This is a genomic window from Marinobacter xiaoshiensis (assembly GCF_031631795.1).
Lineage (GTDB): Bacteria > Pseudomonadota > Gammaproteobacteria > Pseudomonadales > Oleiphilaceae > Marinobacter > Marinobacter xiaoshiensis.
This window is the reverse complement of record NZ_JAVMBO010000010.1, coordinates 1-26,547: the sequence shown is the minus strand read 5'-3', so window position 1 is coordinate 26,547 and position 26,547 is coordinate 1. Positions and strand designations below refer to the sequence as shown.

Here is a 26,547-nt window from a genome sequence, read left to right as displayed (position 1 = left end):
GATTTACTCACCCAAAAATGCTTTCATCCATATCAAGCATTTTTTGGGCCAGTTTTCCTGCATCAATTTTATAGGTGCCGTTTTCCAAGGCTGAACGAATTTGCTCGATTCGCTCGTCATCCATTTCAGGATAATCCCCCAGCTTTTGCTCCAGCTGCTTGAGGTTTCGGGCCTGGCTGCTCAGGTTTACGTTTTCGCCGCGGGCGCTCTGAGCCTTGGCATTTGCCTGCTCGGGGGCTGCTTGCTTGGCGCTCTGAGCATTAGCGGACTTGTCGGCCGTGGTTCTCTGGGTGTTGACCTGGCCTTGGCCAATTCCATTTAAGTCAACTGACATATCAATACCTGCTTTACGGTGACGCCACACATGTTGTGGGCTGACTCTGGTTTATATCCACTTAACGGCTAGTGGCTGGCATACTTTAGGGGCAAATTATCAAATCTTGTTAGCATTTTGTCACAAACCTGATCCCGCCTTGGGCGGGGTGCTCCGCCGGCATGTTTTTGCCGCCGGAAGGGGGTTGCCGTGAGCATGTCACATCGGCACTTCAACATGCCCGGGAGCGGTTACATTCGCCTTTACCGTGCGGGCTGAGCCAAGGTTTTCCACAAGTACTTGCTCACCCACCGACGCACTGGCCAGAGCCTTACCGCGGGAGCGCACTGAAAAGGGCCCCCGGCGGGCGGTAATAATAACATGATCGCCGCGGCTGACAGCGATTGGTGCGTCCAGAAGATCAGGAGTGAGTACCGAGCCGGCGTTTACGGGCCGGCGTATAATCATGCCCTCAATCATCTGTGAATCAGTTATTATTCCCCGTCGGCTGGCGTTAAGCACAACATCGCGGGTTTCAAGCATGTTGCCTGTTACGCGTTCACCTCTTCCGAGCGGGCGGGCGGCGACCAGGGCAGGGCCACTGATGGATACCGTGGTCGTTACAAACATTCGCCACGGGCGATCGCCGGCGCAAGCTATCTGAACTGACGGGTGTTCACTTTTCCATGGATCACCTGTGAACTCTATATCCAGATCGTCAGAGCAGGCGGCTAATGCAAGCCTGTTGTCAATGTTGCCGGTCTCAAAGGCAACTTTGTAGCCTCTTTCGGTCTGGGTTGCGGCAAAGGTCTCAAGGAATGCTGCTGTTGCTTCGCGAATCTCGTCGGCGGTTGTTCTTGCCTGCACTTGGTTGGCGAATGTCGCTGCGAGCATGATCCATACTAAAAGCTGGGTGCGCATATCTGCTGGTTTGTCCTATGCTGTCAGTAATACGGCAAATGCTACTGAAAATACCTAAGGATTGCGGCGTTCTGGCCGTTAAACAGGCCTGACCGCTTTCAGGCGACGTTATCGCGTCGTCCTGACAACTTAACGTAATAGAAAGCAAAATGTATGCCGGTGCTAATTACTGGCCAGGGGAGACTGCGATGGCAGGGGTATTGGATAGTGTAAATCAGCGCACGCAGCTGGTCGGACAAAACCGTCTTGAGCTCCTGCTTTTCCGTTTACGTGGGCGTCAGATATACGGCATCAATGTCTTTAAGGTGAAGGAAGTGCTGCAGTGCCCCAAGCTGTATTCCATGCCTAACAGCCGTGCGGTGGTTCGTGGTGTGGCACATACTCGGGGTGAAACCATTCCGGTTATTGATCTGAGTATGGCTATTGGCCTGCCGGGTATTCCTCAGGAGGAGTTGCCCAATAGTTTTGTGATCATCACTGAGTACAACCGAAAGACCCAGGGTTTTTTGGTTACGGGCGTCGATCGGATCCTGAATATGAATTGGGAAGACATTCTTCCTCCTCCTAAGGGGGCGGGTAAGGATATCTATCTTACAGCTGTCACTAAAATTGATGACAAGTTGGCGGAAATCATAGATGTAGAGAAGATTCTTTCCGAAGTTTCTCCGAGTAGCGATGATGTGACTGAAGCAGTTCGGAGTAAAAGTGCGGAAAGAGTGACGGGGCATCTGCCAGTTCTGGTGGTGGATGACTCTTCGGTTGCGCGCCGGCAAATAGAGCGCTGTCTTACAGCCATTGGCATGGAAGTAATATTGCGGAACGATGGGAAACAGGCGCTCGAATACCTCAAGGAAGTGACGGCGGATGGCTCAAAGGCAACCGATCATTTTTCATTGATTATCTCGGATGTGGAAATGCCCGAAATGGACGGGTATACACTGGTCACGCGAATCAAGAGTGATCCCGCACTCAGTGGGCTGTTTGTTATGCTCCATACTTCACTGAGCGGTGTGTTTAACAAGGCGATGGTGAAGAAAGTCGGTGCTGATGATTTTATGGCAAAGTTCAGTCCGGATGAGCTGGCTGAACGGATCATGGAAGTGTTAGACCAGAGCTGACGCTTTTTCGGCAGGAAATTCATACAGAACTGAGATCCAATGAAAGCAGAAATTACCCCACAGGAATATGAAGCCTTCAAATCGTTCCTGCAGGATGCGTGTGGTATTTTGCTGGGCGAAAACAAGCAGTACCTGGTGAAAAGCCGTTTGCGGCGGATATTGGAAGAAAACGATCTGAATTCTCTGGGTGATCTGCTTGGGCTTTTGAAAAAATCTGGCAGGGCAAGCCTCAGAGAGGTGGTGATCGATGCAATGACCACCAACGAAACCCTGTGGTTCCGTGATAATCATCCTTTCCGTATTCTCCAGGAAAAACTGCTCCCTGAGTTTGCCGAGCGCTCGCCTGCGACCCCATTGCGAATTTGGTCAGCTGCCTGTTCGACGGGTCAGGAGCCGTACTCGGTTGGTATGATTGTGGATGAGTTTCGGCGCCAGAAGCCCGGCAAACTACGCAATGTTAAGGTAACTGCGACGGATATATCCAAAAGCGTGCTTGAAGTCGCCCGCCGAGGTGAGTACGAGATGATCGCTATTGGCAGGGGCTTGTCACCTGAACGTCAGAGAGAATTTTTTACACCTTCTGCAAATGGCGGCTGGCAGATTCGGCCCGAAATCAAAAGCATGGTGGAGTTCAAGGAGCTTAACCTCCTTGAGCGCTATATGCTGGGCAAGTTCGACATTGTCATGTGCCGCAACGTGTTGATCTATTTCTCTGCAGCCCACAAGAAGGATATTCTCACCCGTATCCACGCCACCCTCAATCCCGGAGGCTATCTGATTTTGGGCGCATCAGAGTCGCTTAATGGCTTGCCGGACCTTTACGAAATGGTTCAGTGTCACCCCGGAATCATTTACAGGAAAAAATAAGCAATGCCTTTCAACGTATGGGTGCTGGTAGCTGCCCAGGCGCTAGCCATGTGCACAGCGCCTTTTATTGTGTTTATAGGAAGCATTCAGGGGCGTCTGTTGGCGCCGGCCCCGGAATACGCAACGCTGCCTGTCGGATTGGTGGTGGTGGGCACTGTACTTGCAATCAAGCCTGCTACCTGGTTGATGGAGCGGTTGGGGCGCAAGCAGGTAATGCTGCTTGGAACCTCTATGGGGATGCTGGCGGGCATTCTTGGCGCCCTGGCTTCGTGGTTGGCCCTGTTCCCATTGCTTTGTCTGGCGGCAGTGGTTGGTGGAACCGGGCTGGCAGTGGTGCATCAGTATCGCTTTGCTGCGATGGAATCAGTGCCTCCCAGCATGGCTGGGTCAGCTGCTTCGCGAGTGTTGCTTGGCGGTCTCATTGCTGCCTGGCTTGGGCCTGAGATTGCGGCACTAGGCAGTGGGGCGGGAACAGATCATCCGTTTCTCACAAGCTGGCTTGCGCTGGCGGCTGTCCAGTTTGCAGCGCTTGTAATACTGGGGCTGGGTTATCGGGCGAAGAGTGAGTTGGTAAGGGCTGCTCACGCGAGCGGCGGCGGCCGGCCAATGAAAGAAATTCTCGCCAACCCGCTGATCTGGGTGGCCATCAGCGGCGCTGCGATCGGCTATGCCGTGATGAGCTTTATCATGACGGCAACGCCACTCAGCATGACGGAAATGGCGGGGCATGATCTGGATGATGCCAAGCGTGTTATCCAGCTGCACATCATGGCCATGTATTTGCCATCGCTCATCAGTGGCTGGCTTACACGGGTTGTCGGTATACCCCTTATGATGGCGGCCGGGCTTCTTGCTTATCTTGGGTGCATTGTTCTGGCTGCCAGCGGTATCGAATTTCACCATTATCTTTCGGCGCTGGTGTTGCTGGGTATTGGCTGGAACTTTCTGTTTGTGGGCGGCACCACATTGTTGCCGCGTGGCTATACAGATGCGGAACGGTTCAGGGTTCAGGGCCTCAACGATGTGTTCGTGTTCGGCTCCCAGGCCACAGCGGCCTTGTCGGCCGGGGTAATACTGTCATGGGTTGGCTGGTCTGCGCTCGTCATGGTCGCTGTACCCTTCCTGGTCATCCACGGGCTGCTTATGGTGTTCTGGTTAACTCGAGGGGCAGGTGGCCGGTCTTTACCCAGATAACCGTCTCTTGCTCCACAAACGGGTGGTGCTGGCTCAAGTGCGGGCTCCTTATCCATGTACCTTCAGGATAGCGCCCGTACTCGTCACAAAACTCACCTGAAAGAACGAATATTTCTTCGCCTCCGAAGTGTCGGTGAGGCTGAAATATTTCATTGGCGGGCCATTTCACCAGCGCTACATGCTCGTGCTCAAATTCATGCAGCGGCATTACTTCAAGGCCACCGATCCCGGGTAACCAGTCGGTATTGCTGGTGTCGACTCGCACGGTGCTGAGGTCTCGTTCATCAAACTGGTGCAGCTTTACCAGTAAAGTACAGCCAGGCTTGCTGAACGGGGCGTGCCCGCTTCCGGGCGGGTTTCTCAAGTAGGTGCCGGCAGGGTAATCACCATTTTCGTCCGAAAATACACCTTCCAACACCAGGATTTCTTCGCCGAGAGGGTGCTCATGCCGGCTGAATGAGGCGCCAGGCTCATAGCGAACAATGCTGGTAGCATGGCCTCGCTCGGCTTCCTCCCTTGCTAACGGCTTTCTGACAACGCCGCTGGCAGGGCTGGCAAGCCATTCCTGTTCGTTTGTGTGGATGACCACCCTGCGGTCAAAATCCATGTTCAGCATTATGTGCCTCTTCGAGAACTGTCGAGTTACTTGATTAACATCTGAATATCACGAAAGGCGGGGTGCCTGCAGTGCCCCATCCATTCAAAGGCAGCCATCTCGACCGTGACAATACGCGCGCCGCTCGCGCTGAGCCGATCAAGCGCAACATCCCGATCAAACTCGTTCCGGGACCCTGTAGCATCGGCAACAACCCATACCTTGTAACCCGCATCAATCAGGCTGAGGGCCGTTTGCATCATGCAAACATGGGTTTCGCAGCCGGCAATAATAATATGCTGCCGACCTTCGGGTAGGCTTTCCACCAATCCGTCGGGGCAGGCATCAAAGTGGTACTTTGCAAGCGTGTGGTGGCAAAGCTCCTTCACCGCCTCTATATTTGGCCCCAGTTTTTCTGGCAGCTGCTCGGTTGCCACAACGGGGATATCCAAAAGTCCTGCAATTGTTGCGAGGGTTATGCATCGGCTGACTACGTCCTGGCCATAGGCAATGGCTGGCATCAGCTTTTCCTGAACGTCTATCAGCAAAAGAATCGATTGGTCGGGTTTCATTAGCATGGATAGCCCCCCAGGCTTGAATAACATACTGAACAGATTGGAAATGCCATGATACTCCCAACGCGAGTAGCGAGCACCTTACTGCCTATTATTGGTGCAAACCGGAAATTTTGCCGGGATTTATCCCAAGGGAGTTGCCAAGCGCCCCTAAAACCATTAAAGTTTGCGCCCTCAAATGAGCGACGATATTGCTGATTTGAAACAGGTTATTGGAGAGGTGGCCGAGTGGCTGAAGGCGCACGCCTGGAAAGTGTGTATACGTTAATAGCGTATCGAGGGTTCGAATCCCTCTCTCTCCGCCAATACTGAACCCCAGCAGAAGTGCTGGGGTTTTTTATTGTACGTGTCAAAGCCACTTTCTGGCTTCCGCAATCACTGTATGCATTCTGCTCTGCAAGGACTGCTCGCGCCGAACGACAAGGTACAAGGTCTCACTGACGGGTTTCGTCAATTGATGGCTTTTGATGGTCTGCGGCCGATTGAAGGCCTCAACTGCGTGAGCCGGCAATACGGTAAATCCCAATCCCATGCTAACCGGTTCCAGGATCAAGCCAATCTGGTTTGAGAAGCCATTCCTTTTAAACAGATTGCTGTGCTGAAACTGTGGGAAGTTGGCGCTAAGCAGCATGTTGGCATGATGGGCACCATCAGGGTGATCGATAAAGCCTAACTGTGTTAACGCGTCCCAACTTGGCTCAGAGACATTCGCAGGTGTCACCAGAAGCAAGGGCTCATGTGCAATCGCTTGGCAGCTCACTTTCTCGAGGGTTGGGGCGCTGGTCATGAATCCAATATCGGATTTGTAGTCTGCGATCGCATTTTCAACATCCGTGTTTGGTGCGAATCGGTAGTCAATCGACAGTTCGGGGTGCTTGCTCTGCAACTCAAGAAGGTGCGGGTAAAGCTTAAGACCTATGCTTCCTGGCGACGTCAGCCTAACCAGCCCCTTGTATGGAGGATCCTCCGCTATTCGTTGATCAAGACTCGATAGCGCCTGAATGAGAGTGCGCCCTTCAGCGAAAAGGCGTTCGCCTGCATCCGTGAGTGAAAACTGCTTACCTTCCCTTAGAAGTAGCGCTACTCCTAATTGATCTTCCAGTTTCCGTACATGCTGGCTAACGCCGGATTGAGTCATATGGAGGCGCTCAGCTGTACGAGTGAAGTGCCCTGTTTCAACCAGCGTGCAGAAACTGCGTAGCCATGTCGTGTTAATCATTACAAAACGTACTCATTGTTATGACGAATGATAATTTTACGTAATCACTCTGCATTTGTAACCTGAAGCGAGGTTTAAACAGGAGAGCAGAGCATGAGTAACGTATATCCAAGAAACTTTTCACACATTGGGCTTTCAGTCCCCAACCTGGAAGAAGCGGTTAAATTCTATACCGAGGTGATGGGTTGGTATCTGATCATGGAACCGACTGAAATCGTCGAGGATGAAAGTGCCATTGGTGAAATGTGTACAGAAGTATTCGGGAAAGGTTGGGGGAGTTTTCGAATTGCTCATATGTCGACCGGTGACAGGGTTGGGGTAGAGGTGTTCCAGTTCAGAAATCAGACTAACCCGGAAGATAACTTTGAATATTGGAAAACCGGCATTTTCCATTTCTGTGTGCAGGATCCGAATCTTGAAGAGTTAGCTGATCGGATTGTTGCGGCGGGTGGCAAGAAGAGAATGGAAAAGCCGCGGTACTACTACCCAGGCGAAAAGCCTTACCGCATGATCTATATGGAAGACCCGTTTGGTAACATTGTGGAGATTTATAGCCACAGCTACGAGCTGATATACAGCGAGGGTGCATACTGAGGCCGGCCCCGATGCTAGCATCGCCTCCAGACCAGCAACCGGTTGTTGGCAGGCATTTCGAAGTCGGATTCCAGAACCAGCCCGATCGCATCGCCGGTTCGTTTGAGGTCATCCATATCCCGAATACCCATTTCCGGGTTTTGCTGCTTCAGATGAGTATCAAACTGCCGGTTGCTGGGGCTTGTGAATTGGCCTCCGTAGTTGAAAGGCCCGTACAGGCAGAAGGCTTCGCCCGCATTGAGAATGGCAGCCACGCCCCGGAACATTGCTTCAACCTCAGGCCAGGACATGATGTGTGCTGTGTTGGCAGAGAAAACACCATTGATTGGCGGGAGTCGCCAGTCAGGCGCGCTGACATCCAGAGGCAAGGGGGTGTTGATGTTGGGCAGGTTCGCATCTTCCAGCCAAGGCATACACAGCTGAGCATTACTTGGGTGGTCGCTGGGCTGCCACTGAAGGTGCGGAAGGTGCTGGGCAAAATGAACCGCATGCTGCCCGGTACCTGTGCCAATTTCCAATAGAATTCCAGGCTCATTGAACACAGTGGCAATCTTTTCGAGAATAACTTGTTTGTTGTTCTCGCAGGCTTGGGAGTACGGCTTTCCGTCAGTCATTGGAGGCTCTGATTGGTTGTTGGAGGTTCGAGCGTAGACAGATGTTTATATCAGGCCAGCGCCCTTCAGGACAAATACCCCCAAGGTTACGGTGACGCTTGCCATCAGTGTGGTTATTGCAATGATGTTCGCCGCCAATCGGTCGTTGCCGCCAAGCGCCTTGGCCATCACAAAGCTTGCAGCTGCTGTCGGACTCGCGAAGAACAAGAACAGTAGGCCAAGCTCGGGCCCCGAGAAACCCACCGCCCAGGCAGCGCCAGTGCACAGTGTTGGCAAGAAAACCATTTTCATCAGGGATGAACTAAATGCCGTTGAGCTGTCATTGCGCAGGGCGCTGAAGGACACGGTTGCGCCGATGCATAACAAGGCCAGTGGAAGGGTGAGCGATGCAAAGTAGTCGCCACTGGTAAGAATCCATTCTGGCAATTGCAGATCAAGCCAGGCCACAGGGATGGCGGCGAATACTGAAAGTATCAGCGGATTGCGCAGGATATCCTGAAAAATACGGTGCCATTGGGCGGATTGCCCGGGCTGATAGGCAGTGAGTACGATCACAGAAAGCGCATTGTAGGAAAGAATGACTACAGCCAATAAAATGCTACCCGCCGAAAGACCAAAGTCTCCGTAGAGGTTCGCTGCCAGTGCGAGCCCGACAATACCGCAGTTGCCCCGGAAGGCGCCCTGAACATACACACCGCGATCTTCGTGGGCAACGCGCCAGCGCGCCCATAGCCAGGCCAGGGCGAAGCTGGCGAGGGTGGCAAAAAGATAGAAAGTTAGCAGGCGCAGATTCAGTGAGGTGCTGAGATCAGCTTTTATGATGCTCAGAAACACCAGTGTTGGCAGTGTGGCCTTGAATACCAGTGCAGAAGCTGTGTGAACGAACGTATCGTCAATCCAGCCAACCCTTCGTAATCCAAGCCCGATAAACACCATGGCAAAAACCGGGAGGGTGGTTTCCAGTGTTTGTTGGAAGAGTGTGATCAAATCCATGTAAGGTGGCCGAAAAGCTGAAGAGTTGAGTGTGTATGATAGATCTGACGGAACGGTAATGAAATCACTTGCCGAAGCCCGTAAAGGGTGGGCTATAGTATGGTGCAACCGATAACATCAAAAAGGCCCAGCATGAACGCCGTTAATCCTACGCCGGAACAGCTGAAGAAGGTTCTGGCTGATACGCCCAAAGACCAGCCAGTGGTAATGCTGAACCTGCTACGGTTTCGCGACAAAGCAAGTTATGTCGATGAATCCGGTGAGCGAAGCGGTCGAGAGGCATACCAGCTTTATATGCAGGAAGCGGCTGCGTGCGTGAGCGCTGTGGGTGCCGAAGTTATCTGGTCTGGTCGTAGTGTTGGTTCTCTTATTGCACCGCCTGATGAATCCTGGGATCAAGTGCTGCTCGTGCGTTATCCGTCAATTGACGCATTTATGGCAATGATTCAAAGCTCTGAATACAAGGGTGTGGTTAAACATCGCACCGCTGCTTTGAGTGATTCGAGACTGGTTGCCAATCTGGAAGGTCAGCGCTGAGGCAATACTTCAGCCCGCGAGCCCTGAATCCAGTATGCCAGTCTGTCGTATCAGCATGTATGCCGCTGTGCCTGCAGCGATAGAAAGTAGGGCATTGCGGCGCCAGAGATGAATAATCACCACAAGCATTCCCGCCAGAATGGCATCAAGCCCGGGCACTGTGGCTGACCAATCCCCTGAACGCTGCAAAAACACAGTCGCCAGCAAAGCCATAACTGCCGCCGGTAAGTATCGCCCCAGGTGCTTGATGAGTGGATGCTCGGTATGACGTTCAAAAAACAGAAACGGTATGATTCTGGTTGCGAAGGTTGCGATTGCAGCAACAGCCACAAATGCCGCCAGATACACTGTATCAGACATGACTGTGGCCCTCCGCGATGGATTTGGTGCGCAGGTGCCGGTACTGCAGCAGTAGCACAGCAGTCACTATGGCTATAGCGCCAATTAGCTGATGCGCCGGTGGTAGCAGGATCATGGCAACACCGGCAGCTGCTGCGCCAGCCCACACCGGAAACGCATCCCCCAAGGCTTTGAACTGTTCAATTGTGAGTACGATAAATAGCGCCACAAGTGCAAACTCGATTCCTGTGCTGTCGAACGCCACGTTACGACCCAGAAGCGCCCCCAGAGTGCAGCCAATCACCCAGTAAACCTGATTGAAGGCCGTTATACGGAAATCCACGTCCAGCTCATGAAGTCTATCCTGAGTGCGCGCCCGGCTGGTGAGAAGTGAGTAGGTTTCATCGGTAAGGCCAAAAATAAGATAGAGCTTGCGCCAGCCGGCCCCTCGGAACTGCCCGAGCAGAGACAGGCCATAGAAAAGATGGCGGGCGTTGAGTACAAACATAGCGATGAATACTTCCAGCAAGCCGGCGCTCGCCGCTAACAGGCTGACCGCGAGAATCTGGCCGGCCCCAGCGTAGATTACTACGCCCATGAGCGGTGCTGCCCACCATGCGTAGTCGAGCTGAGTTGTGAACAGCACCCCGAAAGCCATGCCCAATGGGAGGTAGCCGAACAGGATTGGTAGTGTGAGGCGAAAAACCAGAGAGTTCATTAGCATCCAAACATTCTGAAAGTGAAGGATGATAGAGAATCGATCCGAATTTTGAAAGTGGGTATAGTGGCCCGTACAGGAGATACTATGAATCATGAAACCGGGCACCAGTCACAATCCGATCCTCGCGAGGAAAAGTTCATTGTAGACAAGGAGTTGTTGACCGAGGATCAGTTGCTTGGCTTGGCAGAAGAGTACTGTACTCGCTACCATGGTCTAAATGATAACGAAAACCCCTTGGCAGAACTGAGCGGCGTGCAGGCGGCAATCAAGAGGGGAGATCTGGTGGTTTGGTTTGATCCGGTAGAGAACACTGCCGGGCTTGGCGTACCGGAATGAGTGCTCAACCTCGAAGAGTATTTCGGTTTGCACCTACCCGGGGGCGACCGTAACCGGTACAATCGCGCAGTTCTTTGAAGCGGTTTGCGAGGTGAAATTTGATCAGGGTATTGGTTGTAGATGACCATGAGCTGGTTCGTTCCGGGATAACCCGGATGCTCGCGGACAATCCCGATATTGATGTTATTGGTCAATCTCCATCCGGAGAAGACGCCATAGAATTCGTGCGTAAAGAACGCCCGGATATCGTATTGATGGACATCCGGATGCCTGGCATTGGCGGCCTGGAAGCTACCAGGCGCATCCTGCGAATCGATGACTCTATTCGTGTGATCGTGGTAACCGCCTGTGCCGACGACCCTTATCCAGCTCGCGTAATGCAAAGCGGAGCCTCCGCTTACATCACCAAAGGTGCGGATATCCGGGAAATGGTTCGTGCCATTCGTATGGCCCACTCGGGCCAGCGCTATATCAGCCCCGAAATAGCTCAGAAAATGGCCCTCAAACAGCTGGGTGGCGACAAGGAAGAGGAAGGCGAGCTATCCATGTTTGATCGCCTGTCTGAGCGCGAGATGCAGATAGCCATGATGGTAGTGGACTGCCAGAAAGTGCAGGACATTTCAGACAAACTCTGCCTTAGCCCGAAAACTGTTAACAGCTATCGTTACCGGATTTTCGAAAAGCTGGAGATCTCCAGCGACGTTGAGTTGGCCCTGATGGCAGTACGGCTCGGGTTGCTCGATGCCCACAAGGTCTGATTCCACCGGTGAAAGCAGCGAGGGGTTTGACAGCAAGCACTTCCTGAAACAGCTAACCGAGCGACCTGGCGTCTACCGAATGTACGACGACGGTGGCTCGGTGCTGTATGTGGGTAAGGCCGGAAATCTGAAGAAGCGGGTCAGCAGCTATTTTCGGAAGACTGGCCTGGCGCCCAAAACGGAAGCCCTGGTCGCAAAGATTGCCTCCATTGAAGTCACTATTACCGGAAGTGAGACAGAAGCTCTACTGTTAGAGCAGAACCTGATCAAGTCTCTGCGCCCGCCATACAACATCCTGCTTCGGGATGATAAATCCTACCCCTACATTTACGTGTCTGCCCACAGTGATTATCCCTCGCTGACCTTTCGGCGTGGGCGCACCAAAAAGGGTGGAGGCACCTGGTATGGGCCGTTTCCGAGCTCGGGTGCCGTCAAGGAAAGTCTTAATGTATTGCAGAAGGTCTTCCGGATAAGATCCTGTAGTGAAAGCTATTTTCAGAACAGATCGCGCCCCTGTCTGCAGTATCAGATCAATCGATGTACGGCGCCGTGCGTTGGATATATTTCGCCAGAGGACTACCTCCAGGATATCCGCCACGCCACCATGTTTCTCGAAGGCAAGAACCCCGCCATTATTCGTGACCTGATGGATGCCATGGAAAAGGCTGCCAAAAACCTCGAGTTTGAAAAGGCCGCTGCCTACCGTGACCAGATCAATCATCTGCGTCATGTACAGGAACAGCAGTCGGTGGATGGCGAAGGCGGGGATGCGGATGTGGTTGCCATTGCGCAGGATGCCGGTGTTGTGTGTATCGTGGTCATTATTGTGCGTGGTGGCAGGGTTTTGGGAACCAAGGATTACTTTCCCCGCTATTCTCTTGAGCAATCAGAAGGCGAGTTGTTAAGTGCGTTTCTGGGCCAGTACTACTTCGGTGGCAACACGCGCCGCGAGATTCCAAAAGATGTGCTGGTTCCGGTTGATGTTGACGGCCAGGAGTTGCTCGCTCAGGCGCTTTCTGATGCAGCCAATCGGGAAACCCGCATTCGTGGTAATGTTCGCGGGGAGCGGCGGCGCTGGCTGGAGTTGGCGATGACCAATGCCCGGCAAACACTGCTTACCCATATCGCCAGCAAGGAAACCGTTTATCGTCGTTTGCTGGCCCTGCGAGACATGCTGGAGCTGGCGGAAACGCCTTCGCGGATGGAGTGTTTTGATATTAGCCACAGCCACGGCGAAAACACCGTCGCATCCTGTGTTGTTTTCGATGAGAATGGTCCCCTTAAAAGTGATTACCGACTGTATAATATCGAGGGCGTGAAGGCAGGAGACGATTACGATGCCATGCGCCAGGTTCTGACTCGACGGTACCGCCGAATGGTTGCAGGTGAGGGCAAGCGCCCGGACCTTGTGTTTATTGATGGCGGTAAGGGGCAATTGAATATTGCCCGGGAAGTATTTGATGAACTTGGGGTTTCTGATATTCCCCTTATTGGCGTGGCCAAGGGTGTTACCCGGCGCGCAGGTATGGAGCAGTTGATCGATGCGATGACCGGTGACGTGTTTCGTGTGCCTGCTGATTCACCGGCTTTGCATTTGATTCAGCACATCCGGGATGAATCTCACCGCTTCGCCATCAGCGGACACAGGGCAGGACGCGATAAAAAGCGCCGCCAGTCTACACTTGAAGGTATTGAAGGGATTGGTCCCAAAAGGCGCCGGGAGCTGATTCGTTATTTTGGTGGAATACAGGAACTTCGCAAAGCCAGTGTAGACGAGATGACCAAGGTTCAGGGCATCAGTAAATCACTGGCTGAAAACATATACGCAGCATTGCATGACGAGTAACAACCGTATGAACTTACCAAACCTGCTCACACTCTCCCGCATCATTATGATTCCGGTCTTTGTGGCGGTGTTCTATCTCCCCATGCACTGGAGTTATATGGCAAGTGCGGCGATTTTTGGGCTGGCGGCGGCAACGGACTGGCTGGATGGCTATCTGGCTCGCAAGCTTGACCAGAGCACACCGTTCGGGGCTTTTCTCGACCCGGTTGCTGATAAATTGATGGTGGCTGTGGCTCTGGCGATGTTGATTCAGGAATACTCGGCAATTCTACTGACCATTCCAGCCACTGTAATTATCTGCCGTGAAATCGTGATTTCCGCATTGCGGGAATGGATGGCTGAAATCGGCAGCCGGGCAAGTGTTGCCGTGTCTTACATCGGTAAGATTAAAACCACCGCGCAGATGGCGTCGATTGTGGGCTTGCTGGCGTTTCCCCCCGGCCAACTTCTATCCGAAATTGCCGTGGGGTTATTGTATATTGCCGCCATTTTAACGCTCTGGTCTATGGGGTTGTATATCAAAGCGGCCTGGCCAGACCTGTTCCCCGAGAAGGGTTAGCTCGGAGTCGCTTCACAGCTTGTTGCCCAGGCAATAAGCTCATCTGCAAGTTGTTCTCCTGCGTTGCCAAAGGCCAGTACTACCGCATCAATGCTCGTGTCCTCCGCGGGTGTAGACACGGTGAAGCTCCTTGAGCACAGAATCCCCTGTGAACGGTTATTAACCAGCTGCCCGTAAACCGATACGGTTACCCGAGTACTGTCTCCCTGATTGATCGCATGAAAGGCGTTAATTTCTGTAGAAAGGCTCAAGTCAGCACTGCCTGGGGCAGGATCCATGACCACATGCTGAAAGCTTGCGCTGGCTCTGAAAGCGCCTGCCAACATGTCCCTTACCAGAACCGGTACCGTATCTCGCCACCGCACTCCGCCATACACTCTGAACTCCCACGGCTGAGGTTTTGCCAGAATCCGTGAGCTGTTGTACGGGTCAGATGCTACCGGCATATCAATCCTCAGGCTTTTGGATCTGCTGATGGCGTTGCTGTCGGGTTTAAGAGGGGTTGGGAAATCCATCACTCTGGGCGCTTCAGGTACCGGGAATACCGTGCAAGCGGCCATTGAGCCAGAAATTACAAACGCGACACCCGCAGCCTTTAAACCCTTGATCGCTAAACGGCTCACTGTGATACCTCCTTGATCGTTGGGGCGCCCAAGAGAGTGCCTCTGGGGTCTTCTTCCAAACGACGGGTAAATTGGTTCAGGTTTCTAAGGGTGCCACGAAGTTCTCTCAGTGCCGGTGCTAATTCGCCCATTCCCTGGAGCCCTGAATCCAGAGCACCTTCGTTTTTCCGGGTTAGGTCGTCGATACGAACAACCGCTTCCTGAACACGGGTCATGGCTGAACCCATGCTGCTTAATACCGATCTTGTCTCGTTTTGCAGCAGGGCGTTGGCGTTATCCGAAACCTTGGATACTTTTGATGCAGCTTCAGCGGCACGTTGACTGGCATCATCCATACGTTCGAGAAGGGCCGTCAACTGTTCACGGCTGTCCAGTAAGGATTCACTCGCTTCGCGGGTGTTGCGGAAAATCGCTGTCAGGTTCTCGGTGTTTTCCTTTGAGAGCAAGGTGTTCGCGCTGGTCAGCAGTTGCTCTGCCTTTGTCAAAAGGACCTCGCCATTGGTCAGTAGGCTTTTAAACGCTGAAGGTTCGGCAGTAATCTGCGCCGGATCAGTTCGGGTGCCCGTCAACACTGGGCTATCCTTGGTGCCACCGCTGAACTGAACGCTCATGCTGCCTGCAATATTAGCCAGCACCAAGCCCGCACGGGTGTTTTTCCGTACGGGAACAGTCTGTTCAACCCGCACCAGAACTCGCACGTGGCCGGGGTTGTCCGGGTCGAGTTTCAGTTCCAGTACATCGCCCACAGCAACGCCACTGTAAAGAACCGGGTTGCCTTTGGCGAGACCGCCCACGGCCTGGTCAAACACGATTTCGTAATAGGACCATTCGCGGTCTGCAGAGGACTTGACCAGCCACAATGCGAACAATAAGGCCGCCAGCACCGCAGTGAGCGTAAAAAGCCCAATAATAAGATGGTGTGCTTTTGGTTCCATAGCCTCTTACTCCGGTAACCGTCTCGTATCTTGAGCGCGGAATGCGTAACTGGCGGCCCGCCCGCGGGGGCCCTGAAAATAATTCTGAATCCATGCATCGTCTGTTGCAGCGACGTTTTCGATGGAGTCTGCAACCAGAACCTTCTTTTGTGACAGCACTGCCACCCGATCGCAGGTTGTATACAAAGTATCCAGATCGTGGGTGACCAAAAACACAGTCAGCCCCAGAGCATCCCGAAGGGTAACGATCAGCTTGTCAAATGCTGCAGCGCCAATAGGGTCGAGCCCGGCGGTTGGTTCATCCAGAAACAGAACTTCCGGGTCCATTGCCAGCGCCCGCGCCAAGGCAGCGCGTTTGACCATGCCGCCCGAGAGTTCTGACGGGTATTTTAGGGCGGAGTCTGCTGGCAAGCCCGTAAGAGCAAGTTTCATGTGGGCAAGCTCTTCCGCATCCGGGCGGGACAAGTCGCAGTGCTCAATTAATGGCAGTGAAATATTCTGAAGCAGATTCAATGAGGTGAACAGCGCGCCTCTTTGAAACAGAACGCCAAAGCGCTGCTCGGTTTGCGAGCGTTCTGCAGCGCTCAGTTCATCGAGATCTTTCCCGAAAACCCTTATACGGCCGGCTGAAGGTTTGAGGAGGCCCACTATGCTTCTCAGGAGCACCGACTTGCCCGTTCCTGAACCGCCTACAACACCCAGGATTTCACCTTTGACGAGATCCAGATCCAGGTTTTTGTGGACTACATGACTACCAAAGCGGTTATCAAGCCCGCGCACTTCAATAACGGACGCTGGGCGAGTGTTGGCTGCGTGAATGGTCTGCTCTGCCATGGTTTACCAGCCCATTTCCATGAAGAAAAGTGCAGCCACCGCATCAAGAAGAATAACCATAAAAATCGACTGCACTACAGCAGACGTGGTGTGCACGCCAACGGACTGAGCGCTGCCGCCCACTTTGAATCCTTCAAGGCAGCCGATAGCCGCGATCAAAAAGGCAAAAATGGGCGCTTTCGACATACCTACAAGAAAGTGCTTTAGCGCAATGTCCCGCTCTACAATCGCCATGAATTGAGTTGGAGTAATGTCCAGAGCAAGAGCGCAGACCATGCCACCGCCAACAAGACCGGAGATAATGCCCACGAAGGTCAGAATCGGCAGGCTGACCATCATCGCCAGAACTCGCGGAATGACGAGCAATTCAACCGGGTCCAGCCCCAGAGTGCGGATGGCATCCAGCTCCTCGTTTACTTTCATGGCACCGATTTGTGCAGTGAAGGCGCTGGCCGTTCGGCCTGCAAGCAAAATGGCCGCAAGCAACACACCAAACTCCCGAAAAAATGAGAAGGCCACCAAATTGACCGTATAGATTGTCGCGCCAAAGTCCTTCAAAACCGTGGCACCTAAAAAGGCAACCACGGCGCCAACCAGAAAGGTGAGCAGGGCAACGATAGGTAGCGCGTTGAGGCCGGTAGCCTGAATTGCTGCGACAAACGGCGTGATACGCCAGCGTTTGGGTCGTGGCAGGATATACACCAGCATTGCGATAATCTGGCCGACAAACCCGGACAACAAGTAGGCAAGATGCCAAACGGCAGCAACTCTCTTGCCAGTTTCGGTCAGAAACTCAGCAACTGGCGTAAGACCTTCAGGCTCAGGGGATGGCTCTTCTCGCATTGCATTCGCCACTGCTTGCAGCAGTGCGCTTTGTTCCTGAGGCAGGGTTGTCGGGGTGTTACCATCCTGTTCAGTCAGCGAAATGAGGGTGTCCGGCCCAAGCAGGGTGGTCAGAAGCGATGCGCCGGCCGTATCAACTTTCCCCAGACCTTTCAGGTCTATGCGCTCAGCGGCCCACTGTTGGTCGGAATTCGCCTCAACACGCTTTTTGAGTGCTTTATAGTCGGCCAGAGTCCAGTCGCCCTGAATAACCAAGTTGCCATGTTCACTCGTCAGAGATCCTGGCTGACGGTGATTCAATGAGGGTTTTTCGTGTTCCGGGGAGCTGGCACTGATGGGCACGGGTGTCAGAATTCCAAAGGTTGGTTTATTAGCTTACTAGCTTAGAGTCTGTGAACGCTATCTGCCAGTAACTGGCGGTCTTCCTTATCATGGCTGGCGAGCACAATGAGTGTACCCCGAGCTTTCTCATCTAGCAGCAATTGTCGAAGAAGATCCCGTGCTTCGCTGTCCAGGCCCGTAAGTGGCTCATCAAGAAGCAGTATTGGCTTTTTGCGCAGCAGCGCCCGTAATAAGGCAACACGCTGTCGCTGGCCGCCAGAAAGGTCTCCGGGTAAACGCTTGCCAAAGCCTTCAAGACCAACGCTGTCCAGTCCCTGCTCGATAGCCTGTTGGTTCTCAGGTGTGAGTTTTAGCCCGGGGTGGATGCCAAGGCCGATATTCGTCTCAACATTGAGGTGTTCAAACAGGTTGTGCTCCTGGAACACGCTGGTGAATGGTCGTTGCCAGGGTGCCTGTTGGCGCAGGCTTTCATCCTGCCAAAGGATGTCGCCGGATTGTGGCTCAAGAAAACCTGCCAGCAGGTTCATCAGTGTGGATTTGCCCGATCCGCTGGCGCCGTGAATCGCAATGCATTGCCCTGGCTCCACGGTGAAATGAAAATTCCAGGGAGATTCCTGGTCCGGGTATGAAAATACCAGATTCCTTACTTCAAGCATGTTCAGGCTCCGGAACACTTCTGGGTGATTTGGTTACCAAACCGGTTTGGTGTAACGGCGATCCCAGCCTGTTAAAAACGCTAAACAGCACGAGCAAAAGCAGCACAAGCCAGAGCCCGGTGGCGGCCGCGGCATCCATTCGGTAACTGCCAAGCTGCTGATACAGCAGCACTGGCAGGGTAGGCTGGCCCGGTGTGCCGAACAGCGCAATAACCCCGAAATCACCCAGCGATAAGCCTGTGCCGTAGGCCATGGCTAAAGCCAATGGCTTGCGCATTCTTGGCCAGTGCAGCCATCGCCAGCGATACCAGCCCAGCACGCCAAGCTGATCTGCTTGCTGGCGGCTGGCGGAGTCGAGGCTCCCCAGTGGGCCTTTGAGCATCTGCAATACAAAGGGCAGAGCCATCATCGCGTTGATTAGCGTAACCAGCACCAACCCTTCACTTGAACTGCCAAGGCTGGGTCGGAACAGCAGAAACAGGCCTGTGCCGAGAACCAGCGGTGGAATCATCAAAGGCAAATACGCTGCCACATCGGTTAGCTGAGTGATTGCAGGTCTCTTCGATACCGATCCCGAAGCCAGCATTAGTAGAGCAGCGCATACAGACATCAACCCGGCGGGCAGGGCGATTGCCAGGCTTCTCACTGTGGCGTCAAGTAAAGCTGGATTGACCGAGAAGCTGCCTTGCGGAAAGAAAGCGCTGCCCATACCGGGAAGGCCTCTAATTAAAATGGCCAACAGCGGCATTACCAGAAAGAGCACAAACAATCCGAGGACGGTGCCATCTGCCAAGCGCGCATGGAGGGAACTGCCTGCTTTGGTTCGGTGCGACGCAACGCGCCTGTCCGGCAGTAGAGAAGCCGTAAGCCCGCGGCGGGCTGCCAGCCACCAAAGGAACCCGCAAATAATAAGCTGAACCATGGCAAGAAGAGCAGCTTGGCCGGAATCGAATTCGAATCGCAAAGACTGGTAGATCGCAACTTCAATGGTGGTTGCCGCTGGCCCGCCGCCCAAGGTCATCACTATGGCAAAGCTGGTAAAGCACAGTGTGAATACCAGTGCCGCAACGCCAGACAAGACAGGCTTGATGGCAGGCCACTCCACCGCTCGCCAATACCACCAGCGCCCAAGCCCGAGCTGGGCGGCAACCCTGAGTTGCGATGGGGGTGCACCTTCAATTGCCTGCAACAGAATCCGTGCGGCCAGCGGCGCGTTGAAAAACACATGGGCCAACACAATGCCGTTGATGCCGTAGAGGTTCCATGATGCGCCAAGCCAGTCATGGGCAAAGCCGGTGAACCAACCTTGGCGCCCGTACACGCTAACCAATCCAGACACTGCAACAATCGAGGGAAGCACCAGGCTCAGCTCCATCAACCGCAGCAGAACAGCACGCCCCGGAAACGCAGGTTGTCTGGCGAGGATTCTGGCAATCGGAATAGCCACAAGAAGACTGAGTAAAACAGAAAGAAACGCCTGCCAAATCGTAAAGGTAACCACGGTGCGCAAATAGCGGCTTTGCCAGAGTTGGCTGATATCCGGTAGTGAAGCCTCCCAGATAAGGGCTGCCAGCCCCGCCACCGAAAGCAGCACCAGCGCACTGGCGATCGTAAGCCCGGGCCAGAGCTGCCACCCGGGGCGGCTGAAAGGTGCAGGCCGCCCGGGTGTCGAGTGCGAAGGTAACGCGTGTTGCTGGCGCTTAGCGAGGCTGCTCATGGGCCTTGATTACCGTGTCATGGCATCCAGCCACTCGTTCATCCATTGGCGGCGGTTATCGGTTACGGTTTTGGGGTCAAAATACAGCGCTTCTTCTGGCTGAATCAGCTTGTCGAAAACGGATGGCAATTCATCGCCCAAATCGGTAGCCGGGTACATCACGTTTTTAAGGGGAATGTGCCTTTGAAAACTCGCGCTCAGCATAAAGTCGAGAAATTCACGCCCGAGTTTTTTCTGATCGGATGAATCAACCAAGGCAGCCACTTCAACTTGCAGATAGTGACCCTCTTCGAACTGAGCGGCCTGGTATCGATCTGTTTTATCTACGGCCATGTGGTAAGCCGGGGAGGTGCTATAGGAAAGAATCATCGGCGCTTCGCCATTCATGAACAGCGAAAAATAGCCGTCGCTCCAGCTTTTGGTTGTGGTGAGAATCTTGCCGTTGAGTTGCTGCCACTTTTCAGCCGCCTGGTCGCCGTATACATGGCGCATCCAGAGCAGCAATCCAAGGCCGGGGGTGCTGGTTCTTGGGTCCTGGATGATGATCTTCAGGTCGTCAGGGGCTGCGATCAGCGCGTTCAGACTTTTTGGTGGATTAGGCAGTTGTTCGGTATCGTAAACGAACGCAAAGTAGCCCCAGTCGTAAGGTACAAACACCGGGTCTTGCCAGTTGATGGGCAGGTTCAGGGCTGAAAGATCGGTTTCGTGGTTTGCCAACAAGCCTGTTTGTCGAGTTGTTTCCATGGTGGCGGTGTCCAGGCCCAGCACCACATCGGCCTGAGTGCTTTTGCCCTCAAGGCGCAGGCGTTGGAGAATGTCACCACCGCTGTCCAGCACCACATAGTTGATCTGGCAGTTGCAGGTTTGCTCAAAGGCTTCTTTAACGGCTGGCCCCGGGCCCCATTCTGCGGCGAAAGAGGGGTGGGTATACACAGTAAGGATGGCTGCCTTTTGGGCGTGTGCAGGCGCAAACGCCAAAGCAAGCAGAAACAGTGCAAACGCTCGGATGAGCATGGTGGTATAACCTCCGCAACAAGTTAAGGGTGGCCATAATTGGCAGCCATGTTGCGGGCCCCACCGAGGGTGGTGAGTGCTCAATCCCTTCGCCGGCATAATCCGGATCAGGTTCCGCGGGTATGGTCTCAGCCCGGCATTTGCCCGGCACCCCGTTGAGTTGAATAAAGTGTACCATGCTGGCGGTTGGCAATGGTAAGAGGCAAGGAGAACGCAGGTGCCAAAGTTTTTACATACAGCAGATTGGCAAATGGGCCGAACCTACAGCCGGTTTGACGCCGAAGATGGCGCTGCATTGGTTGAGGCACGATATGAAGCCATCGAGCGGCTGGCGGCGCTGGCCACTGAACACCAGTGCGACGCGGTATTGGTTGCAGGTGATGTGTTCGATGCTCAAACAGTATCTGATCGCACCATCAGACGCGTGTTTAATGCCACCAGTGGCTTTAAGGGCCCTTGGGTAATGCTGCCAGGCAACCACGATGCGGCACTTGCAGAGAGTGTATGGTCTCGGGCAAAGCGGTTGGGAGCCGTTCCACAGAACGTTTACCTTGCACTTGAATCCGGAGTTACATCTTTGCTGGACCAGGGTATCGCTGTGCTGTCGGCGCCTCTTACCCAGCGACACACCTATGGCGACCTGACCCAGCCTTTTGCCGAAATGGAAACCGCACCTGATTTGCTCCGCATAGGTTTGGCCCACGGCAGCGTTCAAGGCTTGCTGCCGGACGAAATTGATTCAACCAACCCCATCGCCCCCGACAGAACCACCACAGCTAATTTGGATTACCTGGCCTTGGGCGACTGGCACGGCGTTAAGCAAATAAACGAGCGAACCTGGTACAGCGGCACGCCTGAACCTGAGCGTTTTCGCAATAACGATGCCGGGTATGTGCTGATTGTTGATATTGAAAGTCCGGGGGCGACACCTCAAGTGACCCGCCATGAAACCGCCCGCTATCAATGGCACCAGTGGCTGGAGACTCTATCTGTGCCATCCGATCTGGACGAACTACTGATTCGCATAGGCAAATTGCCCGAGGCTTCGGTTCTGGATTTGAAACTTAGCGGCACACTCACGCTGGCCGGCGATCAAAAACTGACGGAAGTACTTTCGATAGCAGAAGCTCGCTACCGCAGCGTTACCTGTGATCGAAGCGGCTTGCAGCTGGAGCCCACTGAGGAGGATATTGCCGAACTGCATGCAGACGGGTATCTCGGAGAAGTGGTTCAAGAGCTAAGGGAGAGCCAGCAGGCGACTGAAGAGGGTGAGGAGGCTGCCGTAGCACGGGATGCGCTCGGCATTCTTGCAGGCCTGCTCAAACCAAAAGACGCGGAGGTGGCCCAATGAAACTCCAGCGTTTACGTGTTGAGCAGTTTCGCCAATTCAGGCAAGGCCTGGAGCTGGATAGCCTGCAGCCAGGTATTAACCTGATTCACGGCCCCAACGAATCCGGTAAGAGCACCCTGGTCCGCGCCATCCGTGCCGCCTTCTTTGATCGTTATCGGTCCAAATCCGCTGAGGAACTGGCCCCGTGGGGCGATTCATCCGCTGCCCCGACCGTTGAGCTGATATTTGAGCACGGGGGTAAGCACTGGCAACTGGACAAGCGTTTCCTTAAACGTCATCGATGTGATCTGAAGGTAGATGACGAAACTTTCAGCGGCGAAGAAGCCGAAGAAAAGCTGGCCGAGTTGCTGGGCTATCAGTTCCCCAAAAAAGGCGCCAGTAAAGAGGAGCACTGGGGAATCCCCGGTTTGCTTTGGGTTGAGCAGGGGACCGGGCAAAACATTGAGAACGCGGTATTGCACGCCGGTGGACACCTGAAATCCGCATTGAACAACCTGGTAGGTGAAGTCGCCAGCAGTGGCGGTGATGAAATTATCCAGGCCGTGGAGCAGCAGCGCAAAGAGCTACTGACATCAACCGGGAAGCCAAGAGGCGACTATCTTGAACTAGCGAATACCCGGGAGGCACTGCAACTGCAGGTGAGGGATTTGAAGTCACGGGTTGAGCAGTACAAGGCTCAAGTGGATCGTTTGGGAACCCTGGCCGCAGAGCATGAACAGGCCAATCGCGAACGCCCATGGGAAGAGGCCCGGCGCGAGATGCAGCTCGCAGAAGCAAAATACCGTGAAGTTGAGGCGCTGCAGGAGCAACAAGCTCGGGGAATCGAGTCGCAAAAACAGATTCAGCAAAACCTCTCCCTGCTTCAGCAAAGCCAGATTCACTGGCGTAACCAAAATGAACAACTTGAGTTACGCCATCAGAACTACCTGAAGGCCAAGCAACAACTGGAAAAGGAAGAGCTCGCCAGCCCTGAGTTGGTTAAGCAGGTTGAGGCTGCACGCAGCCAATACCAGCTTGCCAATCAAACCGTGCAGCAGGCCCATCTCAGAGATAAACGGGAGCGCCTGGAGAAGGACTGCGCCAGACTGAAAGCGGATCTGGCGCAACTGAAACAACGCCAGGAAGAGGCCAAAGGCATTCAGGTTTCGCTGGACTCAGCACGAAATACTAGAAAGATAAACCTCATAGATATCGGCGCATTACGAGAACTAAAGAAGAATCAACGTGAACTTGATGATGCGAATATTCGAATCCAGACCGTAGCCACCCGTGTTACCTGGAACCTGAAGCCAGGCGCATCACTGGATCTGGATGGGCAGAGCGTTGAGGGGCAGGGTGAGAAGCTGCTGCTGGAACAAGGTGTTCTCGCGATTCCAGGTGTAGGTGACCTTGGCATTCAGCCCGGTGGCAATGATCTTGCCAGCCTCCGACGACAGCTTGAGCGGTTGGGACAAACGGTGTCGCAGCAGCTCGCAGAGCTGGCAGTTGAGTCCGTTGAGGCGGCAGAGTTGAAGCTGACGCGACTGCAAGATGCTGAGGCACAGATACAGCGTTTCGATGACCTTCTGAAATCCCTGGCGCCCAAAGGCGTCGACCAGCTTGGCTCTGACCGATCCGAGATTGAGTCCGAATTGCTCGCCCGAACCACTGAGCTTGAAGCCCTGCCACAAGTTGAGGCGACGGGTGGTGATGCCAAGCCGCTCAGCCAAGCTGAGGCGGAGCTAAAGCAAGCGGAAGCGCGGCTAACAGAAGCGGAGACCGGGCAGAGGAATCAGGAAGGCCTGCTGCATAAAGCCCGCTACGTTAGCGAAACGGCAATGCGGGAATGGCAACGCATGCAGGGTGAGTTGAACAGCCCAGAGCGCCAATCACAGATAGAAGGCATAGCCCGCGATATTGCTACTGCGGAAAAGCAAAATACAGAACTCGAAGCCTCCTTGAAAGACCGTGAAACCCTGATTCGAGAAGCTCGCCCAGAGCTTTTGAAGCAAGACATAGTGCGCTACCGCGCTACTGCCGAGCACCAGGAAGCTGCCCAGCAGAAGCGGGCCCTGGAACTGAGTGAAATCCGTGCAAGACTGGAAGCCTGGGGTGCGGAGGGACTTGAAGAGAAACATAACGAACTGGTTGCCGAGTTGGAACACGTCAACCGGCGATATCTGGAACTCGATAGGCGAGCAAAAGCGTTGGACTTGCTTCTGAACCTGTTAATCGAGAAACGACAGGCACTCACACGCCGTTTGCAGGCGCCGCTGCAGAAACATCTGGATCATTACCTGACCGTTCTGTTCCCCGAAGCCAGCCTGGAAGTAGACGAAAACCTGATGCCCGGTAAGTTCAGCCGAGGCAGCGAGCTGGGGCAAATGGCCGAGCTTAGCTTTGGCGCCAGAGAACAGATGGGTCTTATCAGCCGCCTGGCCTATGCAGACCTGCTGCAGGAAGCAGGGCGACCCACGCTGATCATTCTGGATGACACCCTTGTACACAGCGACACAGGGCGCCTGGATGGCATGAAACGCATCCTGTTTGACGCAGCCACACGCCACCAGATATTGTTGTTTACCTGTCATCCTGAAAAATGGCGGGATTTGGGCGTTGAGCCAAGAGACCTCGAAGCGTTGAAGATTCAGAGTGTTTCTGGTTAAAAAACGCTCAAAAACATCCGTTAAAACAAAAACTTAAAAAAAGGTATTGACGAAAGGGCCGTAATCCGTAGAATACGCATCCGTTGTCGGGGCATTGCTTCGATAAGCTTGAGGCGGGAATAGCTCAGTTGGTAGAGCGCAACCTTGCCAAGGTTGAGGTCGCGAGTTCGAATCTCGTTTCCCGCTCCAATTTCCTCAAGTCTCTCAATGCCAACCTGAGAGCACAAAGACTCGATTCCTTCGATCTTTTTAGGCGCGGTGGCAGAGTGGTCATGCAGCGGACTGCAACTCCGCGTACGCCGGTTCGATTCCGACCCGCGCCTCCATTATTTTCCTTTTGTTTTCAGTCGCTTAGCTTTTCGGTGTCAGAGCCGGCGTATCAATGGCGACAAAATGGCGACATCGATTTCACTTTTACTCCGTATCCCTCGGTGATTTTAACGTCGATTTTGAACGCTCCGGCGGGCGAATTAAGCGGTAGTGTAATGTTTCCGCATCGCTTCGGTCTCCTTAACACCTTTGTGTCGCCCTGCCATTGGTCAGTCGACCATCTCAAGAGTTCTTCCTCTGTGTGCAGCGTGCCATCTCCCCGCCCTTGGTCAGTCTCATGGCCGAGCCAGAGATCAAGCTGAAGGGCCGCAATCCGTTCACGCCAGAGCTGGTAACCGTGGCGTGGGAGAAACTGTCGGTATTGGATACAAGACGTCCGCGAGGGTAAAGGCTGCTTAGAACCGCTTCGTATTCCGTTGTGTTGAAGGCGTCAGAACTTATTCAATTTCTAAAGCTCGGCCGCATTGCGCAAAGAGAGATCCCCCCCTTTAAACACCGATCACAATGCAGATCTAAAACCAGGCAACCCGTTCCGATCACGCCACTGCTCAACAATTTCTACGATACGCTCAGGCGTTGAATCCTCTTGATTCTCCGGATAAAACATCAGATCGGAGCCATCTGGATGCTGGGATAACTCCTCGAATCGGTCTATGAGTTCATCGTGGGTGTCGCGATTCTTGGAGACGTTAAATATGTCCTTAACTAATTGTAGAAACTCGTCACGAGTAATGTCTTCAATTCGAGTCGTATTCAACACTTAGCCCCCTTTGCTGTGTAAACTTATGTGGTTCTTAGGTGTATTTATTCTTAAATTCTCAATCATGTATAGCGAGCCACCGTCCATTAATCGCTCAACATGATGAATCTCGTATGATCTTCGTTTCCCAGCATGATCTTTCTTGGGTGCACGAGGGGAGAGCCCTTCATGCATGCGCTCAACATTTAGCCTGTTGAATTGTTTGCTAACTTTAGGGTCATTGGCGATCTCTACCCAAAAAGCTTCTCGGAAGCGATCAAAACTCGCAAATTCACGCCCCCTAAGCCGGTCTGCGATCTGTGTAGGTATTGGTGCTCCAAGATCTCTTGAAGCGCTCTCTAGCCAAATTCCGGTAATATCTTCACCATTTCCAGTTACGACTCCTCGTTCATCCCGAG

At 53.6% G+C, this 26,547-nt stretch carries 29 protein-coding genes, 3 tRNA genes and 1 riboswitch; of the genes, 14 read left to right on the top strand and 18 right to left on the bottom strand.

Features of this window, described 5'->3' with window-relative positions; translation table 11 throughout:
- Positions 1-7: 7 nt before the first annotated feature.
- Together flgM and flgA are read right to left on the bottom strand one after the other, a co-directional pair.
- A complete protein-coding gene (gene flgM, locus RKA07_RS07700) occupies positions 8-334 on the bottom strand; it encodes a flagellar biosynthesis anti-sigma factor FlgM (protein ID WP_310966038.1) in 327 nt (108 codons plus the stop codon).
- Positions 335-532: 198 nt separating this feature from the next.
- Positions 533-1,234: a flagellar basal body P-ring formation chaperone FlgA gene (gene flgA, locus RKA07_RS07695; protein WP_200204938.1), complete on the bottom strand. Its 702-nt coding sequence runs from the start codon at positions 1,232-1,234 to the stop codon at positions 533-535.
- Between the two features lie 188 nt (positions 1,235-1,422).
- Here flgA and RKA07_RS07690 point away from each other — a divergent pair, with 188 nt between their 5' ends.
- The 3 genes from RKA07_RS07690 to RKA07_RS07680 are packed head-to-tail and all read left to right on the top strand — an operon-like array spanning position 1,423 to position 4,413.
- A complete protein-coding gene (locus RKA07_RS07690; RefSeq protein WP_310966037.1) occupies positions 1,423-2,352 on the top strand; it encodes a chemotaxis protein CheV in 930 nt (309 codons plus the stop codon).
- A 39-nt stretch (positions 2,353-2,391) separates the two neighbouring features.
- On the top strand, positions 2,392-3,219 hold the full coding sequence (locus tag RKA07_RS07685; protein WP_200204937.1) for a CheR family methyltransferase: 828 nt from the start codon (positions 2,392-2,394) through the stop codon (positions 3,217-3,219).
- Positions 3,220-3,222: 3 nt separating this feature from the next.
- Positions 3,223-4,413: an MFS transporter gene (locus tag RKA07_RS07680; RefSeq protein ID WP_310966036.1), complete on the top strand. Its 1,191-nt coding sequence runs from the start codon at positions 3,223-3,225 to the stop codon at positions 4,411-4,413.
- Here the strand turns inward: RKA07_RS07680 and RKA07_RS07675 are convergent.
- Positions 4,361-5,029, bottom strand: coding sequence for a cupin domain-containing protein (locus tag RKA07_RS07675; protein WP_200204935.1), 669 nt, complete (start codon positions 5,027-5,029; stop codon positions 4,361-4,363). The two genes, RKA07_RS07680 and RKA07_RS07675, sit on opposite strands and share 53 nt — an antisense overlap.
- Before the next feature lie 26 nt (positions 5,030-5,055).
- Entirely contained in the window at positions 5,056-5,586 is a 531-nt protein-coding gene (locus tag RKA07_RS07670) for an isochorismatase family protein (protein ID WP_310966035.1), read from the bottom strand.
- A 211-nt stretch (positions 5,587-5,797) separates the two neighbouring features.
- Between RKA07_RS07670 and RKA07_RS07665 the strand changes: the two genes are divergently transcribed.
- Positions 5,798-5,888 (top strand) — tRNA-Ser (locus tag RKA07_RS07665).
- 44 nt (positions 5,889-5,932) lie between these two features.
- On the opposite strand, the gene RKA07_RS07660 is transcribed toward RKA07_RS07665, so the two are convergent.
- Positions 5,933-6,802, bottom strand: a complete 870-nt coding sequence (locus RKA07_RS07660) for a LysR family transcriptional regulator (RefSeq protein WP_310966034.1) — start codon at positions 6,800-6,802, stop codon at positions 5,933-5,935.
- A 93-nt stretch (positions 6,803-6,895) separates the two neighbouring features.
- On the opposite strand from RKA07_RS07660, the gene RKA07_RS07655 reads away from it, so the two are divergent.
- Positions 6,896-7,396, top strand: a complete 501-nt coding sequence (locus tag RKA07_RS07655; RefSeq protein ID WP_310966033.1) for a lactoylglutathione lyase family protein — start codon at positions 6,896-6,898, stop codon at positions 7,394-7,396.
- A 14-nt stretch (positions 7,397-7,410) separates the two neighbouring features.
- Here RKA07_RS07655 and RKA07_RS07650 read toward each other — a convergent pair whose 3' ends face one another.
- Positions 7,411-8,010 carry a DUF938 domain-containing protein gene (locus RKA07_RS07650; RefSeq protein WP_310966032.1) on the bottom strand — a complete coding sequence of 200 codons (600 nt, stop codon included), beginning with the start codon at positions 8,008-8,010 and terminating at the stop codon, positions 7,411-7,413.
- Between the two features lie 45 nt (positions 8,011-8,055).
- Complete coding sequence (locus RKA07_RS07645; protein ID WP_200204773.1) at positions 8,056-9,003, bottom strand: AEC family transporter; 948 nt, start codon at positions 9,001-9,003, stop codon at positions 8,056-8,058.
- A gap of 132 nt (positions 9,004-9,135) precedes the next feature.
- Here RKA07_RS07645 and RKA07_RS07640 point away from each other — a divergent pair, with 132 nt between their 5' ends.
- Positions 9,136-9,540: a DUF1330 domain-containing protein gene (locus RKA07_RS07640; protein WP_200204772.1), complete on the top strand. Its 405-nt coding sequence runs from the start codon at positions 9,136-9,138 to the stop codon at positions 9,538-9,540.
- 9 nt (positions 9,541-9,549) lie between these two features.
- Here the strand turns inward: RKA07_RS07640 and RKA07_RS07635 are convergent, their stop codons facing one another.
- Both RKA07_RS07635 and RKA07_RS07630 read right to left on the bottom strand, forming a co-directional pair.
- Complete coding sequence (locus RKA07_RS07635) at positions 9,550-9,900, bottom strand: branched-chain amino acid transporter permease (RefSeq protein ID WP_200204771.1); 351 nt, start codon at positions 9,898-9,900, stop codon at positions 9,550-9,552.
- Positions 9,893-10,597 carry an AzlC family ABC transporter permease gene (locus RKA07_RS07630; RefSeq protein WP_200204770.1) on the bottom strand — a complete coding sequence of 235 codons (705 nt, stop codon included), beginning with the start codon at positions 10,595-10,597 and terminating at the stop codon, positions 9,893-9,895. The genes RKA07_RS07635 and RKA07_RS07630 overlap by 8 nt, the downstream gene beginning before the upstream one ends.
- Before the next feature lie 87 nt (positions 10,598-10,684).
- Here RKA07_RS07630 and RKA07_RS07625 point away from each other — a divergent pair, with 87 nt between their 5' ends.
- The 4 genes from RKA07_RS07625 to pgsA all read left to right on the top strand — a co-directional run bounded on the left by RKA07_RS07625 (position 10,685) and on the right by pgsA (position 14,099).
- Entirely contained in the window at positions 10,685-10,936 is a 252-nt protein-coding gene (locus RKA07_RS07625; RefSeq protein WP_200371260.1) for a YheU family protein, read from the top strand.
- A 98-nt stretch (positions 10,937-11,034) separates the two neighbouring features.
- Positions 11,035-11,694, top strand: coding sequence for a UvrY/SirA/GacA family response regulator transcription factor (gene uvrY, locus RKA07_RS07620; protein ID WP_200204768.1), 660 nt, complete (start codon positions 11,035-11,037; stop codon positions 11,692-11,694).
- Positions 11,678-13,540 (top strand): excinuclease ABC subunit UvrC, encoded by a 1,863-nt coding sequence (uvrC, locus tag RKA07_RS07615; protein WP_200204767.1) that lies wholly within the window; start codon positions 11,678-11,680, stop codon positions 13,538-13,540. Before uvrY ends, uvrC begins: the two co-directional genes overlap by 17 nt.
- Before the next feature lie 7 nt (positions 13,541-13,547).
- A complete protein-coding gene (gene pgsA / locus RKA07_RS07610; RefSeq protein WP_200204790.1) occupies positions 13,548-14,099 on the top strand; it encodes a CDP-diacylglycerol--glycerol-3-phosphate 3-phosphatidyltransferase in 552 nt (183 codons plus the stop codon).
- Here the strand turns inward: pgsA and RKA07_RS07605 are convergent.
- The 7 genes from RKA07_RS07605 to thiB are packed head-to-tail and all read right to left on the bottom strand — an operon-like array spanning position 14,096 to position 21,063.
- Positions 14,096-14,722, bottom strand: a complete 627-nt coding sequence (locus RKA07_RS07605; protein WP_200204766.1) for an ABC-type transport auxiliary lipoprotein family protein — start codon at positions 14,720-14,722, stop codon at positions 14,096-14,098. The genes pgsA and RKA07_RS07605 overlap by 4 nt on opposite strands.
- On the bottom strand, positions 14,719-15,657 hold the full coding sequence (locus tag RKA07_RS07600) for an MlaD family protein (protein WP_310966031.1): 939 nt from the start codon (positions 15,655-15,657) through the stop codon (positions 14,719-14,721). The genes RKA07_RS07605 and RKA07_RS07600 overlap by 4 nt, the downstream gene beginning before the upstream one ends.
- A gap of 6 nt (positions 15,658-15,663) precedes the next feature.
- Positions 15,664-16,491, bottom strand: a complete 828-nt coding sequence (locus tag RKA07_RS07595) for an ABC transporter ATP-binding protein (RefSeq protein WP_310966030.1) — start codon at positions 16,489-16,491, stop codon at positions 15,664-15,666.
- 3 nt (positions 16,492-16,494) lie between these two features.
- On the bottom strand, positions 16,495-17,685 hold the full coding sequence (locus RKA07_RS07590) for an MlaE family ABC transporter permease (protein WP_417539497.1): 1,191 nt from the start codon (positions 17,683-17,685) through the stop codon (positions 16,495-16,497).
- Positions 17,686-17,717: 32 nt separating this feature from the next.
- Complete coding sequence (locus RKA07_RS07585; protein ID WP_200204763.1) at positions 17,718-18,332, bottom strand: thiamine ABC transporter ATP-binding protein; 615 nt, start codon at positions 18,330-18,332, stop codon at positions 17,718-17,720.
- Positions 18,325-20,049 (bottom strand): thiamine/thiamine pyrophosphate ABC transporter permease, encoded by a 1,725-nt coding sequence (gene thiP, locus RKA07_RS07580; protein ID WP_310966029.1) that lies wholly within the window; start codon positions 20,047-20,049, stop codon positions 18,325-18,327. The genes RKA07_RS07585 and thiP overlap by 8 nt, the downstream gene beginning before the upstream one ends.
- Before the next feature lie 9 nt (positions 20,050-20,058).
- On the bottom strand, positions 20,059-21,063 hold the full coding sequence (gene thiB / locus RKA07_RS07575) for a thiamine ABC transporter substrate binding subunit (protein ID WP_310966028.1): 1,005 nt from the start codon (positions 21,061-21,063) through the stop codon (positions 20,059-20,061).
- 67 nt (positions 21,064-21,130) lie between these two features.
- Positions 21,131-21,228: riboswitch (TPP riboswitch) on the bottom strand.
- Positions 21,229-21,280: 52 nt separating this feature from the next.
- Here thiB and RKA07_RS07570 point away from each other — a divergent pair.
- The 4 genes from RKA07_RS07570 (at position 21,281) to RKA07_RS07555 (ending at position 25,385) form a co-directional block, all read left to right on the top strand.
- The gene (locus RKA07_RS07570; protein WP_310966026.1) at positions 21,281-22,414 is read left to right on the top strand and encodes a metallophosphoesterase family protein; all 1,134 of its coding nucleotides are present in this window, start codon (positions 21,281-21,283) and stop codon (positions 22,412-22,414) included.
- Positions 22,411-25,059, top strand: coding sequence for an AAA family ATPase (locus RKA07_RS07565; protein WP_310966025.1), 2,649 nt, complete (start codon positions 22,411-22,413; stop codon positions 25,057-25,059). Before RKA07_RS07570 ends, RKA07_RS07565 begins: the two co-directional genes overlap by 4 nt.
- A 113-nt stretch (positions 25,060-25,172) precedes the next feature.
- A tRNA-Gly gene (locus RKA07_RS07560) sits at positions 25,173-25,248 on the top strand.
- A 63-nt stretch (positions 25,249-25,311) separates the two neighbouring features.
- Positions 25,312-25,385 (top strand) — tRNA-Cys (locus tag RKA07_RS07555).
- Between the two features lie 503 nt (positions 25,386-25,888).
- Here RKA07_RS07555 and RKA07_RS07550 read toward each other — a convergent pair.
- Both RKA07_RS07550 and RKA07_RS07545 read right to left on the bottom strand, forming a co-directional pair.
- A complete protein-coding gene (locus tag RKA07_RS07550; protein ID WP_310966024.1) occupies positions 25,889-26,146 on the bottom strand; it encodes a bacteriocin immunity protein in 258 nt (85 codons plus the stop codon).
- Positions 26,147-26,149: 3 nt separating this feature from the next.
- Positions 26,150-26,547 (bottom strand): pyocin-S2/colicin E7-DNase domain-containing protein (locus RKA07_RS07545; RefSeq protein ID WP_494337473.1); only part of this gene is annotated, 398 nt, incomplete at its 5' end.